This window comes from Flavobacterium sasangense DSM 21067 (assembly GCF_000686885.1).
Classification (GTDB): domain Bacteria; phylum Bacteroidota; class Bacteroidia; order Flavobacteriales; family Flavobacteriaceae; genus Flavobacterium; species Flavobacterium sasangense.
The window spans coordinates 1-15,280 of the sequence record NZ_KK366035.1; the positions used below are offsets into that span (position 1 = coordinate 1).

General features: G+C 28.3%; 11 protein-coding genes. 10 read left to right on the top strand and 1 reads right to left on the bottom strand.

What is annotated here, in order from left to right:
* The coding region (locus BP92_RS0115030) for a transposase (RefSeq protein ID WP_026726032.1) at positions 1-262 on the bottom strand (262 nt) is incomplete at its 3' end.
* A 64-nt stretch (positions 263-326) separates the two neighbouring features.
* On the opposite strand from BP92_RS0115030, the gene BP92_RS0115035 reads away from it, so the two are divergent.
* The 10 genes from BP92_RS0115035 (at position 327) to BP92_RS0115080 (ending at position 15,216) form a co-directional block, all read left to right on the top strand.
* Positions 327-3,068, top strand: coding sequence for a P-loop NTPase fold protein (locus BP92_RS0115035; RefSeq protein ID WP_150111958.1), 2,742 nt, complete (start codon positions 327-329; stop codon positions 3,066-3,068).
* Positions 3,069-3,380: 312 nt separating this feature from the next.
* A complete protein-coding gene (locus tag BP92_RS0115040) occupies positions 3,381-3,617 on the top strand; it encodes a helix-turn-helix domain-containing protein (RefSeq protein ID WP_262486625.1) in 237 nt (78 codons plus the stop codon).
* Between the two features lie 6 nt (positions 3,618-3,623).
* Positions 3,624-4,877 carry a type II toxin-antitoxin system HipA family toxin gene (locus BP92_RS0115045; protein WP_026726783.1) on the top strand — a complete coding sequence of 418 codons (1,254 nt, stop codon included), beginning with the start codon at positions 3,624-3,626 and terminating at the stop codon, positions 4,875-4,877.
* Positions 4,878-5,166: 289 nt separating this feature from the next.
* A complete protein-coding gene (locus BP92_RS0115050; protein ID WP_026726784.1) occupies positions 5,167-6,402 on the top strand; it encodes a tyrosine-type recombinase/integrase in 1,236 nt (411 codons plus the stop codon).
* Between the two features lie 36 nt (positions 6,403-6,438).
* Positions 6,439-7,797, top strand: a complete 1,359-nt coding sequence (locus BP92_RS0115055) for a hypothetical protein (RefSeq protein ID WP_026726785.1) — start codon at positions 6,439-6,441, stop codon at positions 7,795-7,797.
* A 104-nt stretch (positions 7,798-7,901) separates the two neighbouring features.
* A complete protein-coding gene (locus BP92_RS0115060) occupies positions 7,902-8,189 on the top strand; it encodes a helix-turn-helix domain-containing protein (RefSeq protein ID WP_026726786.1) in 288 nt (95 codons plus the stop codon).
* Positions 8,190-8,192: 3 nt separating this feature from the next.
* Positions 8,193-8,468, top strand: coding sequence for a helix-turn-helix domain-containing protein (locus BP92_RS0115065; protein ID WP_026726787.1), 276 nt, complete (start codon positions 8,193-8,195; stop codon positions 8,466-8,468).
* Positions 8,469-8,470: 2 nt separating this feature from the next.
* Positions 8,471-10,732: a DUF3987 domain-containing protein gene (locus BP92_RS0115070; RefSeq protein ID WP_026726788.1), complete on the top strand. Its 2,262-nt coding sequence runs from the start codon at positions 8,471-8,473 to the stop codon at positions 10,730-10,732.
* 69 nt (positions 10,733-10,801) lie between these two features.
* Positions 10,802-13,567 carry a class I SAM-dependent DNA methyltransferase gene (locus BP92_RS0115075; RefSeq protein ID WP_026726789.1) on the top strand — a complete coding sequence of 922 codons (2,766 nt, stop codon included), beginning with the start codon at positions 10,802-10,804 and terminating at the stop codon, positions 13,565-13,567.
* On the top strand, positions 13,564-15,216 hold the full coding sequence (locus tag BP92_RS0115080; RefSeq protein ID WP_026726790.1) for an ATP-binding protein: 1,653 nt from the start codon (positions 13,564-13,566) through the stop codon (positions 15,214-15,216). Before BP92_RS0115075 ends, BP92_RS0115080 begins: the two co-directional genes overlap by 4 nt.
* Positions 15,217-15,280 lie beyond the last annotated feature (64 nt).

Here is a 15,280-nt window from a genome sequence, read left to right on the forward strand (position 1 = left end):
GTTCTACTACTTCATCACTTGTGGCTTCCCTTGTGGTATCGCCTGCTAAACGCTTTTTACCAGCTTCTAAAAACTCTTTATTCCATTTGTAAAACTGAGATTCATTAATTGAATACTTACGACATAATTCTGCAACTGACATTTCTGCACGTAAAGCTTCCATTACAATTTGGATTTTCTGTTCGGAACTAAAGATTCTTCGTGTATTTCTACGAATGTCTTTGATGAAATTCTCTGCTGTTTTTTTCTTAGGTGTTTTCATACTATTTCAAAGTTAATAATTTTTGAAAACACTCTCTTAGTTTTGAACTAAATCAGTCCACTTTTTGCTGACGATTTACAATATATATAAATCAGTTCCTTATTTATTTTTGCTATTTAGCTTGATTTTGTTTTTAATATCATTTCGTAATGATTATAAAGTAAATTATAAAAAAGACAAGAAAGACAAATCAAAACTTACTTTTTGGGAACTTATTGGCAAGAGTTTTTATTGGGTTTCAGGAGAAAAATTAGAATCAAATTCAGATGAAACTATAACAGAGATTGAACCCTCTAATTTGAGATTTAGAAACTTTTTGAATGACATAGATACTGAATTAATTGCCAATAAAAAAACACTTATTCTTACCATAGATAATACAGATAGGTTGACAAGTGAAAAATTGAAAAGTATTTGGTCAACTATAAATATTTTTTTTGCTGAAAACAACAATTCAATTTTTTTAAAAAATATATGGTTAATAATACCATATGATTCCAAAAAAGTTATTGATTCTTTTAAAGAAGAAAATATAGGCATTGGTCTTTTGGAAAAAACATTTGCTTTAACTTTTAAAGTACCTCCTCCTTTAATTTCAAATTGGGAGTTATTCTTTAAATTGTGTTTTAATAAATCATTTGATAAAATTAATATTAATGAAAAGGAATATGAAATTGAAATTTTATTAAGAGTTTATGAAAATTATGAAAAAGAGATAACCCCGAGAAGAATAATAAACTTTATTAATCAACTTGCAACATATTACATTCAAAACCCTAAAATTGAATTAAGATATTTTTCAATAGTGATATTAAAAAAAGACATACTTTTCAATGGCATAATAAATGAAAACATCATAAATAGAAGTAAGTATTTAGAAAAATTAGACACATTTTTTACTGAAGATGTAAATCTTGAACTTAACTTAGCTAAAGTCATTTATGGAGTTGATAAAGACATAGATGCTCAAGAATCATTGTTACACAATGTAATTGAAGAAAGGTTAAAGAATTTCAAAGAATTTGATAATGATGTTTTAAGTCTACCATATTTTTACACCTATTTTCACAAATACTTCAAAAAGTTTATTGATAGTTCAGGAATGGAAGGTTTTATAAATGATAAATATTTTGATGATGTGACAAATATTTTAAATCATCTTGAACCTTTTTTTATTCAAGAAAATAAGAAAAGTATATTTAAAGATTTATGGGAGTATTATTATAAGAAAATAGCAAAAAATAGATTTACAATTTTCAATGAAACTGTAATTGGTGTTTGTAAAAGTTGCTCTAAAAAATCAAAAATTGAATTAATCAATAAATCATTAGTCAGTATAATTGGAGATAATTCACAAGAAATAAATGGATTCCCAAAAGAAAATCAAATTTTATATATTAATTTTTTAAAGGAGGTTGACTCTTTTATAGCTCAAGATAAAAATTTTAGTTTTAAAGATTTAACTATTAATGAACAAGAAATACTTGCTGAATTAATAATTAATTTAATAAGTGAAGACAAAGAACTTTATAAAAAAATTAAAGTTAAGTTATCAATTGAAAATTTAAAAGCATTCCTGATTGATGAACCATTCGATGAAAATCTGAACTCAACTAAATTGATTCAATATAAAAATGAACTTTCATTTTTAAGTCAAGAAGAAAATCTAAATTTTATAGAAAAAAATGTAAACACCAATTGGATAAATAGAACTTTTAATAGTTTAGAAGAAATTGAGGCACTAGTCTTTTATCATAATATTTTCAGTAATATTAATATTGATAAAATTTCAAATGTTTCATTTTCATCCATTGTTGATTTAATTCTAAAAGCAGATAAAAATATTGATTTGACAAATGCATTTCTATTAATTTTCATTAATTATAATCAAGCAAAAACAAATAATATTGCAAGTGAATTTAATCAGGCTTTAGCTAGATTTGATGGTATTACTTATCAAAATATGACAAAAAAAGTCAAACAATATTCTACTTATGAAAAGTTATACAAAGTTTTAGATTTATGCATTCAATTTGATAAAAATGAAAACATTAAAGATTTTGCATCAAACTTATTAAAGTTAAACACTTTTAAATTAAATAATGAAAGTTTTAATTGGATTTTAGAGAATTATACAATTCTAAATTCAAGAGTTTTAAATTTTAATGATTTCAATCTTTATGACTACTTAAATAGAAATGCTAAAAATCATGAAATTGTAATTGAAAATATTGATATTGAATTAATTATTAAATCAAGTAAATTTTTAAACACAGAATTAATTGAAAAAGCAAATAATTATCTTTTAAATAATATTAGAAGCAATAGAGCTTTTCTTCAAAATACTACTACAAGAGAATATAAGCTTTTTGAAAAACTTTTAGATTTAGACAAGATAAAAAAGGAATTTTTTGATGAAACTTTCATTCTCTCATTTATAAATTTAGTTGCAAATAACAATACCCAAATTCAAATCCCAAGTCAACTAATTCTTAAAATTAAGTCAAAAATTGATTCAAAAAAGCTAAATTCCCTAATAGAATCAAACTTGAATAGAATTATCAATAGAAATAATATTTATATTTTATCTCCTGAAATTTTCACTTTTTTCAACAGAATTCCAGCTAATTACAAAAATAGAATTTTACAAATAATTATAAATAATATTGATTTTTATAATGAACAATTTTTAAATCAAGTTATGATTTCACAAAATGCTAGTTTGATTAATTCCTTGAAAAATAATTTATTAAATCATCAAGATGATGAGATTAAGGAATTAGCTGCTAAAAAAGGAATCCTTTAGCAACTATAATATTTATTTTTGAGGTCAATTAATATTAGAAAAAACAATTTTAATTGTCAGTTTGCGGTGATTAACTTTCCTATTCACCGCATAATTTACTGTAAATAATTTCCCTTTTCATTTTGAAAAAATTATAGACAACATTTAAAACTTACTTTTTTGCAAGTTAAACTTTAGAAACACAAGATAAAACTTGCAAAAATGATTGTTATTTAAAACAAAAAGGTTAATTTTGTATAGAATAACAATCATTTTTGTATGAAGACTAAAAAGCAATCTATTTTTCCTAAGTACAATTTAGTACTTGAAAAAATGGGAGAAAACATAAAGGTAGCCCGTAAAAGACGTAAGTTGACAATGATACAAGTTGCTGAACGTGCTGATATTTCTCGTTCCACATTGTACTTGATTGAATCTGGGAATTCAGGTGTGGCAATGGGTGCTTACTTTAATGTTTTAAGAGTGTTAGGTCTTCAAGACGATTTTTTAAAGTTAGCAGCCGATGATGAATTAGGTAGAAGACTACAAGACCTTGAACTTTTAAAGTAATAAAATATGGCACTTAATAAAACTGATATATATGTTTATGCCGATTGGGTTGGTATGGAAGAACCAAAAATTATAGGTGTATTATCAGCTCAACAAGCAAAAGGTAAAAAAGCCTTTAGTTTTGAGTATGATACAATTTGGCTTAAAACAGGACAAAAGTTTTTACTAGACCCGGACATTACTTTATTTCCAGGTTCGCAATATCCTTATCAGAAAGAAAACTTCGGTATTTTTTTAGATAGTATGCCCGATACTTGGGGTAAAACACTAATGAGACGTAAAGCAGCACAATGGGCTAAAGAAAATAAAACAAAAACACCAACACTTTACGATATAGATTTCCTTTTAGGCGTTTACGATGAAAGTAGAATGGGTGCACTACGCTTTAAAATTGATCCAAATGGCGATTTTCTAGATAATAACAAGATTGCTTCAACTCCACCTTGGTCGTCAATTAGAGAGCTTCAAAATGCGGCTGAAAGCATTGAAGATGATAAAGACAATGATGAAATACGAAAATGGCTTTCTATATTAATTGCACCAGGTTCTTCTTTAGGGGGTGCACGACCAAAAGCAAATATCTTAGATACGGATAAAAGTTTGTGGATAGCCAAATTTCCATCGAAATCAGATACTATAGATAAAGCAGCTTGGGAGTATTTGGCTTATGAATTAGCTGTAAAGTCAGGAATTGAAATGTCTTCTTGTCGTATAGAAAGAATTATGGGTAACTATAATACCTTTTTTACAAAACGCTTTGATAGAGAAAATGGAAAAAGAATCCATTTTGCTTCAGCAATGACTATGACTGGGAATAATGAAGATATTATAAGAGATAATCAACCAAGTTATTTAGAAATTGCAGAGTTTATAAGTAACTATGGCGTTAATATAGAGAAAAATTTACATCAATTATGGCGTAGAATAATTTTTAATATTGCTATTTCAAATACAGATGACCATTTAAGGAATCACGGTTTTATACTAACTAATGAGGGTTGGATATTATCGCCAGCTTACGATTTAAATCCTTCAATAGATAAAGATGGATTATCTTTAAATATTGATATGGATAATAACGAATTAGATTTTGACTTAGCTAAGAGTGTCGGTAATTACTTCAGACTTGATGACAAGCAAATGAATTCTATAATTGAAGAGGTTAAAAGCGTTGTAAGTGGATGGGAGGTTGTAGCTAATAAAATTGGAATTTCAAGAAATGAACAACAATTAATGGGTAAAGCTTTTAATTTTAGTTAGATTTTAAACGGCAACAAAAACGGCAACCAAAAATAAAAAACCCTATAAAATAAATACTTTACAGGGTTTTCTGTGGAGTCGCCGAGAACACTATTATCAAAACTCATAAAATTAACAAATCATACAAAACAACTATTTTTAATAAAAACTCAATAAATTCAATACCTTACAAGTGTATTGATATTGGATATGTTTGAATTGGTTTTGATGTGTTTGAATAATTGTTGGGAAGATGTTGGGAAGATGAGGGGAAATTCGTATATTTGATAAAGCAATTAAGAAATCAATTATGGCACGAATTAAAGTACTTTTGAAATCAAAAAACAACCCTGCACCAATTTACATTAGACTTTCTGATGGTAGAAATGTTGATGTAATGGCTAAAACCAATTATAGTATCAATCCTTCTGATTGGAGCTCTACAAAACAAGAACCCAAAGATCTAAAAGACATACATTATGCCAATCTTAATTCTGAGCTTGTAGCTTTAAAAAGCAATTTGCTCAAATACTACAACAAAACAAATAATAACTTATTAATTAATACCCAATGGTTAAAGGATTTTTTAAATCCTGCTATTGAAGTAATTGAAGAACAAAAATTACCAACAACCTTAGTTGAGTATATTGATTTTTATATTGATTATCGTAAGCACGAAATAAAAGAAACTTCACGTAAAAAGTTTAATGTTATAAAACATAAAATGGAGAGGTTTCAGAAGAAAAGAAAAAAGCCTATTCTTATAAGTGATATTAACGAAAACTTCAAAAATGAATTTGTTGAATATTATAAAGCTGAAGGATATGCGCAAAACACAATGCAAAGAGAATTAGTTTTTATTAAAACATTTTGCAAACATGCACGCCATTTAGGGCTAGAAACACACCCACAATTAGACAATTTAAGATTAGATAGGGCAAAGGTTGAAAAAATATATTTAAGCTTTGAGGAGTTAGAAAAAATAGAAAATATTAAAGAAGGTAAATTGTCTGAAAGTCTAGAAAATGCAAAAGACTGGTTAATTATTAGTTGTTACACAGGGCAAAGAGTATCTGATTTTTTAAGATTTACCAAAGAAATGATTAGAGTTGAAAACGGAAAGCACTTATTAGAGTTTACACAGCAAAAAACAAATAAAATAATGACCATTCCAATACATAAAAAAGTATTAGAAATTTTAGAGAAAAGAAACGGTGATTTTCCTTATACTATTTCAGACCAAAAATATAATGATTATATAAAAAAGGTTTGTGAAGTAGCTGAAATTAACAACAATATTATTGGTAGTAAAAAAGTAGAAACTGCAACTGATAGTGGTATTTACAGAAAAAAAACGGATACATATAAAAAATATGAATTAGTATCTTCTCACATTGGTAGACGCTCTTTTGCTACAAATTTTTACGGTAAAATTCCAACAACTTATCTAATCTATGTAACAGGGCATACAACAGAAGCAATGTTTTTAACTTACATCGGTAAGAGTAACAAGGATATTGCAATGGAGTTAACAAATTACTTTTAAATTTATTTTTTATAAATTCACGCTTTATTTTTTTATATGGTTCCAGATATTAACAGAAAAATTTCCTTTACACTTAAAGAGTATAAAGAGGACTATAATATTTTATTACAAGAATATTTATCTAAGCATGAAGACTTTGAAGAAAAACAATTTATTGAATTAGAAATTGATTTCTATAATCTTTGCTACAGTAATGCTAATCTAATAAAGTCATATTACGATGGCAAGTATATCTATTCTGTCAATGGTGGTCATTGTGAGGTGCTAATACCAAAAATATATGATAGTTTAGTAACATTTAAAGATGAAAATGACGGCTGGGATATTGAGTTAAGTTTAAAATATAAGGCGACTTTTGAAAAAATAATAAGCTTCTTAAGAGATAAACAAAATAATTTGGGTAAGAAAATCAACAGTATTAAAAATATTGAAGTTATACCTAGTGAACCATTGAACAAATTTTATCCTAACCTTATTAATGATCCATTATTTTTTGAAGGTAATGATTATGTTAAAATTAAAAATGACTTTGTAGAAGAGTATCAATCAAGAACTTCACACCTTTCAGGTGATGAAGATTTTTTGTTTTTTGAAGCTGATGAAGAATTTACACATTGGGAAGAAACCAAAAAAACAGAAATAAAGAATGAATTTATAAAATTGACAAAGCAATTAAATAAAGACAATATCTTTTTTTTCGGATGCTCTTTCGAAAATTATAAAAACAATTATTTAAAAAGATTAAATCTATTTCTTGAAAATTACGATGATACTTCCGAAACAGATTTTATACAAAGTGAAAAAACTTTCCTTCAGAATTTAATGTATGATTTTGAGAATGGAACAGGTGATGTTTACGAATTTTCAAAGTCTGATGTAGAAGTTTATAAAAAAGCTAGCTATGTTGTTTCAATGATAAGTTTTGAGCAATATTGTTATTCTAACAATAAAAAGATGAGCTTTTTAGAAGAAAAACTTTTAGGTAATAATAATTTTAAAAAAGAAGAAGTAAACATTATTGAAAAAACCGAATCACTTACAACAACTATAAATTTGAATGATAGTTTTATAAATGATATAATTCTAGAAAAATTGGAAGATGTACTGTCTAATGTAAATACAACTCAGTACGGTTTACTAGTTGATATGCTTAATAAATATTTCCAAAATGACAGAGTTTCATTTAAAGTAAATAAAATTAATCTAGGTAGAATTAATAAAAAGAAAGTTGGTTGGGCTTTAAAAGAAATCTATACTACAATAACAAATGAAGGTTTGACTTATGAATATTTAGCTTTTCTTAAAGAGAATGTTCTACTTTTTAAGGATGTAGAATTAAATAAAGACGACTTTTTTTACTGTAATTTATATAAATATTTCACCACAAAAGTCTGATTTTCAACTATACACCTATTACACCGTAAACACTTTTAAGTGTTCACTTTTTCCCACTTTTCCCACTTTGAATGTTTGTCGAATAATTTTAAAAAATATTCGATATGCAAAACAATGCAATTTTACTTCAAACCCTAACTGTTGAGCAGCTTCAACAGCTAATAGGCACATCCGTTAGAAACGGAATTATTGAACTTCAAAAGGAAATTCAAACAAAAGACAATTCAGAAGAATTAATGACCAGAGAAGAAACCTGCCAATTTCTAAAAATTGATAGCAGCACTTTATGGGCATGGACAAACAATGGTAAAGTCAAGGCTTATGGCATAGGTGCAAGACGTTATTACAAAAAGACTGAAATAATGGAATGTTTAACCCTATTAAAAAAGTAAGCTATGAATAATTTTTATGACGATGCCGAAAAAGTATTAAAAAGGTTAGACGAAAGTGTTGCCTTATTAGTTGCACAAATGAAATTAGGTGGCAAATTAGATCCCGAAGATGTTTTTTTTGATAACGGTGAATTTATGAAACTAATGAACATTAGTAAAAGAACAGCACAGGAATGGAGAAACAAGAAAATTATCGAGTTCTCTCAAGTAGGTAATAAAATCTATTACAGACTTTCAGATATCCAAAGATTACTAAATGATAACTATAATTCTAAGTAACAATGGAACAGACAGCAAACAACAAACTGATGGTTAGTGTTTTTCAAGAGTTCAAACACAACTTAGGAGAAAGAAATCTTTTGGAAATATTAGAAGAAATCAAATCCGATAAATACCAAAGTGAAATTAATTCAATCCGATATGCTTTGCATAAAGGAGATGAAAAAACAGCCGAAGAAATCAAAAATGGGTTAATTGGCTTTACAACTTCTGGAACATTTGGAGCAAGCAGAACAAAGGCAAATATAACAACCTATTCACAAGTAGTATGTTTAGATTTTGATGACATCCCATTAACCGAAATAAACAACCTTGTAACGCTTGTAAATGCCTGTAGATACACGTTTGCATCATTTATAAGTCCAAGTAACGAAGGTTTAAAAGTATTCATTAAAGTCAATTCAAATGCAGAGCAACACACAACAGTTTACAATCAAATCGCAAATTTTTATAAAGAGTTATCAGGTTATGATTTTGATGCAAAATGTAAAGACATTACCAGACTGTGTTTTGTTTCTTGTGATACAGATTTATTTTTAAATGAAAATGCAGTAATTTTTGAACTAAAGGAAGAAGTTAAACCATTGAAATCAGAACCAATAAGAGAAGTCAAACACAATCTTACAACGGATGAATTATTAGATAAATGCTTAAAGTTCACAGAAAACAAAGAACAATATTACAATGGTAACAGAAACAACTTTATTTTCCTATTCTCTTGCAATGCTAATAAGTTTGGTATTTATGAAGATGATACTTTGAACTATTGTATTAATAATTTTGATTTAGAGGAAAGAGAAATAAAAGCAACAGTAAACAGCACATATAAAAACCAAAGTGCAGACTTTGCAAAGTTTGCAAAGTTTGCAAACATGCAAAGTTCCAAAACAGATAGTATTATAAATACAGACAATAATTTTGATGATTATGAAGATTGTCTAAAAGGAACGCCTATAATTCCGCAATCGGTTTACGATAACCTACCACCTATTTTGTTTGAAAGCTGTCAAGTATTTACACAAGAAAGAGAAAGAGATACATTCCTTACAGGAGCATTAGCAATTTTATCAGGTTGCTTACCTAATGTTTCAGGTTTATATAGCGGTAGCGTTATTTATCCAAGCTTGTTTTCTTTCATTTTAGCTCCAGCAGCTTCTGGTAAAGGTGCGTTAAAATTTGCAAAAGCATTAGCCGACAAATACCACGATAAAACATTAGCAGTTTCCATTGAGGATAAAAAGCGATATGATGAAAATTTAGCGGCTTATAAAATGCTAAAATCAAAAGGTAAACTAGAACAAGGGCAAGAAATGCCACAAGCTCCAAAATTCAAAGTGGTTTACATTCCGGCAAATACAAGTAATGCAAAAATCATTCAGCATTTAGATTGTAATGAGGGTAAAGGAATTATATGTGAAACCGAAGCAGATACATTAGGACAAACTTTCAAAAACGAATGGGGTACTTATTCAGATATGCTAAGAAAATCATTTCATCACGAAAAAATTTCAGTTAGTAGAAAAACCGATGGCGAATTTATAGAAGTTAATAATCCACAATTAGCAGTGGCTTTATCAGGAACACCAAAACAAGTTTTTAATATTATTTCATCAGCAGAAGATGGTTTGTTTAGTCGATTTATATTCTATGTTTTTAAAACAGATGCAGTTTGGTTAGACCCATCACCAAAAGGAAATCCTGTAAACTTAACAGACTATTTTACTACACAATCAAAACAAGTTTTAAGGTTAGTGGAGTATTACGAAACGGACGAAATGATTTTACATTTAACAGATGAACAATGGGAAAGATTTAATCCTATTTTCAGTTCATTTTTAGAACAAATAAACACTTTCGTTAGTGAAGATGCCTTAAGTATAGTTAAGCGTTTAGGATTGATATTATATCGTTTTTGTATGATTTTCACAGCAATAAGAAAATTTGAAGCAAAAGATTATCACAAAGAAGTATATTGTTTAGATATTGACTTTGAAACAGCATTAACGTTAACTAAAACTTACATTCAACACAGCGTAATAATGTTTACTAATCTACCAAAACAAGGAGAACAAGGACCATTCAAATCAGGTGAAAATAAAAAGAAGTTTTTCGATGAATTACCTAATAAATTCCAGAGAAAAGAAGCAATTGAAATTGGTAAAAAGTTTAATATTGGTGAGCGTTCAGTGGGTAATTTTCTTAAATCGTGTTTAGGTAAATATTTAGAACAACCCGAGTATGGAAATTACAGAAAAATCAACTAATTATTACAATTTGTTTTATTAATAATTATAATGTCTTATTTTTGAGTTTTTACAAAGAAATTCAATAAGATGAATATAGCACAAATTGAAAATAATCTTCAAAACCTAATTAAAAATTTTAGCAAAGACACGTTCATTTTCGATTTGTTATTGGCTTATGGTTTACCTAAAGCATCAATAACAAGACTTCAAAATGGAAACTTAAATCTTTCTAAGGTTCAAGGCGAAGTATCTTGGAAAAAAAAGGTGCTATTCAAGCCAATTGAAAATGAAGATTTACACGTTGCTATAACCAAATGCAAAGAAGAAGCAAAACAAGAACAACGTTTTATAATCGTAACGGATTATAAGACGTTGTTGGCGGTTGATACAAAAACAAGCGATACACTTGATATTGAACTAAAAGTTTTTCCAAATCATTTCGATTTCTTTTTGCCGTGGGCGGGTATGGAAAAAGCAACCCATAAAAATGAAAATCCTGCCGATGTAAAAGCAGCCGAAAAAATGGCAAAGCTTTTCGATGAAATAAAAAAAGATAATCCAGATAATTCAGATGAGTTCATTCACGGTTTAAATGTTTTCTTATCTAGGTTGTTATTTTGCTTTTTTGCAGAAGATACCAATATTTTTAAAAAAGGCCAATTCACAAATGCAATAAGTTCACACACTCAAACTGATGGTAGTGATTTAAGTAATTATTTGGATAAGCTATTCGATGTTTTAAATACGCACAATAGAAACAGAAAAGACCTTCCTGCATATCTCAATGAGTTTCCTTATGTAAATGGTGGTTTATTTGAACATCAACATAAAACACCAACTTTTACACGTCGTTCTCGTCAAGCGGTTATTGATGCAGGCGAATTAGATTGGTCAGCTATTAACCCCGATATTTTTGGTTCTATGATACAGGCAGTTATTACGCCTGAACATCGTGGTGGTCTAGGAATGCATTACACTAGTGTACCTAATATTATGAAAGTAATTGAACCTTTGTTTTTAAATGAATTAAACGAAGAGTTTGAAAATGGTAAACACGAACCAAAAAAACTAAACAAGCTATTAGAACGTTTAGGCAAAATTAAAATATTTGATCCTGCGTGTGGTAGTGGTAACTTCCTAATTATAGCATACAAAGAACTACGTTTTCTAGAAATTAAAATACTTGTTCAATTACAAGAATTACAAAAAGCAGCAACAGGTTTTGAACCGTATCAATTAGAATTAATTCCAAAAGCACAATTAACATTAGCAGCACAATACCAACCAACATTATTTTCACGTATTGAGTTAGCACAATTCTTTGGTATAGAGTTAGACGATTTCGCTCACGAAATAGCAATTCTATCTTTGTGGTTAGCTCAACACCAAATGAACCAAAAGTTTAAAGAAGTGTTAGGCGAAGGTACACCAACACTACCATTACAAGCAGGTGGTAATATCGTTCACGGTAATGCTACTAGAATAGATTGGGAAATAGTATGTCCTAAAAAAGAAAATGACGAAATCTATATTTTGGGTAATCCACCTTATTTGGGAGGTAAAGGGCAATCAAAAAAACAAAAAGATGACATGGATTTGGTTTTTAAAGGTTTCAAAAACTATAAAGAACTAGACTACATTGCTTGTTGGTTTTTATTAGCTTCAAAATATATTGATAAAAAATCAAAATATGCTTTAGTAACTACAAGTTCAATTTGTGAAGGAGCTCAGGTTGAACAACTTTGGCCTCTTATATCTAATTTGGAAAATGAAATATTTTTTGCGTACAAACCATTTAATTGGACAAACAATGCAAAAGACAAAGCAGGTGTTACGTGTTCTATTATTGGTGTACAATATAAAAATGCCAATACAAAGAAATATCTTTTTGATCAAAATCGTAAACTTGAAGTGCCTAAAATAAATGGTTATTTATCAATAGCAAATGATATTTATGTTACAAAAAAACAAAGCCCTTTTTCATCATTACCATTAATGATAACAGGAAATAGTCCTTATGATGGTGGCAATTTAATGTTAACTCCTGAAGAAAAAAGCGAATTACTAGAGCTTTATCCTGATTCAAAAAAACTAATAAGAAAAACATTTGGAGCAAACGAATATATTAACAATATTGAAAGATATTCTTTATGGATTGATGATAAAGATTTAGAGTTTGCTAATAAAATTGATATAATAAAAAACAGAATAGAAAAGAACTATAAACAGAGATTAGAAGGTGGTGATGTTGCTAGAGGCTTAGCAAGTAGACCTCATCAATTTAGATATAGACATCAGGGTGTAAGTTCTATTATTATAATACCTATTGTTTCTTCAAGTAGAAGAGAATACATTCCAATGGGCTTATTACCAGCTGATACAATAATTTTAAGTTCTGCTGCTGCAATTTATGATGGTGAACCTTATGTATTCGGTGTAATAAGCTCAAAAATTCACATGTTATGGGTAAAATTAACATCTGGCAAGTTAAGGGGTGATATTAGGTATTTAACAGCTTTAAGTTACAACACTTTCCCATTTCCAAAAATATCAGAAGCTCAAAAACAAGAATTAACTCAATGTGTATTTAGAATATTAGAAGAACGAGAAAACCATTCCGAAAAAACATTAGCTCAATTATACGACCCAGAGAAAATGCCTCAAGGTTTGCGTGAAGCTCATAGATTAAATGATTTAGCAGTAGAACGATGCTACCGAAGTAAACCTTTTGAAACAGACGAAGAAAGATTAGAATACCTTTTCAAGTTATACGAACAAATGATTGCAGAGGAAAAAGTAAAAGACACCTTATTTCAAGAAGAAAAGAAAGCTAAAAAAAGCAAGAAAGTATGAATGTTGAAGACAAAAATAAAGAATATAAAAGCTTAAAAAAAGCTGTTGGCAAACAAGCCGATTTAAAATCTTTGGCAGAAACTTGTGTTTGCTTTGCAAATGCTCAAGGAGGTGAATTAATAATTGGCATAGAAGATAAAGATAAACATCCACCAATAAATCAAAAAATAAAAGTTGACGACATGAATAATGTTGTTAAACAATTAAGAAGTCTTACGGATGGTGTTGGTATTGTTAATCCCTCAATACAAATACATGATAATGGTTCAGAGTATTTTACATTAAGAATATTACCATCAACAAGAGTTATAGCTACAACTTCATCGGGTAAGGTATTAATTAGAATATCAGATAGTTGTTATCCAGTTGGTAGTGATGAATTAACTAATTTGTCTGCTGAAAAAACTGCTTTTCAATGGGAAATCGTGGCACCTCAAAAAATAACATTAAATGATGTTGAAGCCAACGATGTTATTAATTTTATTAATGATATTAAAAAGTCTGATAAAGTTTCTGACTTCATCAAATTAAAGGATGATTTAGAAATTCTTAGTTTTTATCAATTATTAAGCCCTGATAATTATTTAACAAATTTAGGGGTTTTGTGGTTAGGCAAACCATCACAGCGTGCAAGGTTGTGTTATCCACTTACAATTCAATACATTGTTTACAATGAGCGTGATGAAAAAATTAGAAAAAAAGAGTGGCATTTTCACAATTATAGTCCTAAAGAATTATTATTAGATTTAGAAAAAGAAGCAGTAGAACTAACGTACAGTAGTGAGTTGCCAGATGGTTTGTTTAGAAAAACTGTTAGACAATATCCTAAAGAAGTTGTTAGAGAATTATTAATAAATGCAATTGCTCATAAAAAATACACTATTTCAGGTGATATTTTTATCGAAGTTTATCCTGATAGAATGGTAATAACAAGCCCGGGTAATCTTCCTTTAGGTATAACTAAAGATAATATTTTACATGAAAGACATAGAAGAAACCCACATCTTATTCAAACATTAAGTGATTTAAAACTAATGGAGGGAGAAGGTTCTGGATTTGATTTAGTGTATGAGAAATTAGTTAGAGATGCAAAGCCACTTCCTGTTATTGAAAATGAATTTACAAGGGTTGCTGTAACAGTCTTTTCAGGTGCAATTGATACGGAAGTTATTTCTATTCTTGATTATATAGATAAGCATTTTCAGTTAACACAAAAAGAATATATTGCTTTAGGAATTGTTGCAACTGAAAAGAAAATATTGTCAACGCAATTAGCTTTGAAATTGCAAATGACACAAGAAGATAAAATGAAATCTTGGATTGGTACATTATTAGATAAAAACATATTAATAACAAGAGGAGCAAAAAAGGGTACAGAATATTTATTAAATCCTGATTTATTTGCTCAAGCTAAACTTGATATTAAACCTTCACTAAAAACTATAGAACCTTATGTTTTAGCAGCATTAATAATAGAAGATTTGAAACATAATGGAAATCGTAAAATGTCTGATATTCAGAATAGAATGCCCGATGTACCTAAACAAGATATTCAAAGGACTGTTTATAAAATGGTTGATGATGGTGAGATTGAAATTGAAGGTGGAAAAAAGAATAGAACATATCAAATTCCAAAAAAAAATAAATAAAAAATAAAATCGTAAATAAAAACCGTAATCACAGCAATATCAAGGGTTTATTTATTTATTAGAT

What these genes read in the sequence shown, in the direction of transcription:
- BP92_RS0115075 (WP_026726789.1), top strand. Translation starts at nt 10,802, where the DNA reads ATGAATATAGCACAAATTGAAAATAATCTTCAAAACCTAATTAAAAAT.
- BP92_RS0115065 (WP_026726787.1), top strand. Translation starts at nt 8,193, where the DNA reads ATGAATAATTTTTATGACGATGCCGAAAAAGTATTAAAAAGGTTAGAC.
- BP92_RS0115050 (WP_026726784.1), top strand. Translation starts at nt 5,167, where the DNA reads ATGGCACGAATTAAAGTACTTTTGAAATCAAAAAACAACCCTGCACCA.
- BP92_RS0115055 (WP_026726785.1), top strand. Translation starts at nt 6,439, where the DNA reads ATGGTTCCAGATATTAACAGAAAAATTTCCTTTACACTTAAAGAGTAT.
- BP92_RS0115080 (WP_026726790.1), top strand. Translation starts at nt 13,564, where the DNA reads ATGAATGTTGAAGACAAAAATAAAGAATATAAAAGCTTAAAAAAAGCT.
- BP92_RS0115045 (WP_026726783.1), top strand. Translation starts at nt 3,624, where the DNA reads ATGGCACTTAATAAAACTGATATATATGTTTATGCCGATTGGGTTGGT.
- BP92_RS0115040 (WP_262486625.1), top strand. Translation starts at nt 3,381, where the DNA reads ATGGGAGAAAACATAAAGGTAGCCCGTAAAAGACGTAAGTTGACAATG.
- BP92_RS0115070 (WP_026726788.1), top strand. Translation starts at nt 8,471, where the DNA reads ATGGAACAGACAGCAAACAACAAACTGATGGTTAGTGTTTTTCAAGAG.
- BP92_RS0115060 (WP_026726786.1), top strand. Translation starts at nt 7,902, where the DNA reads ATGCAAAACAATGCAATTTTACTTCAAACCCTAACTGTTGAGCAGCTT.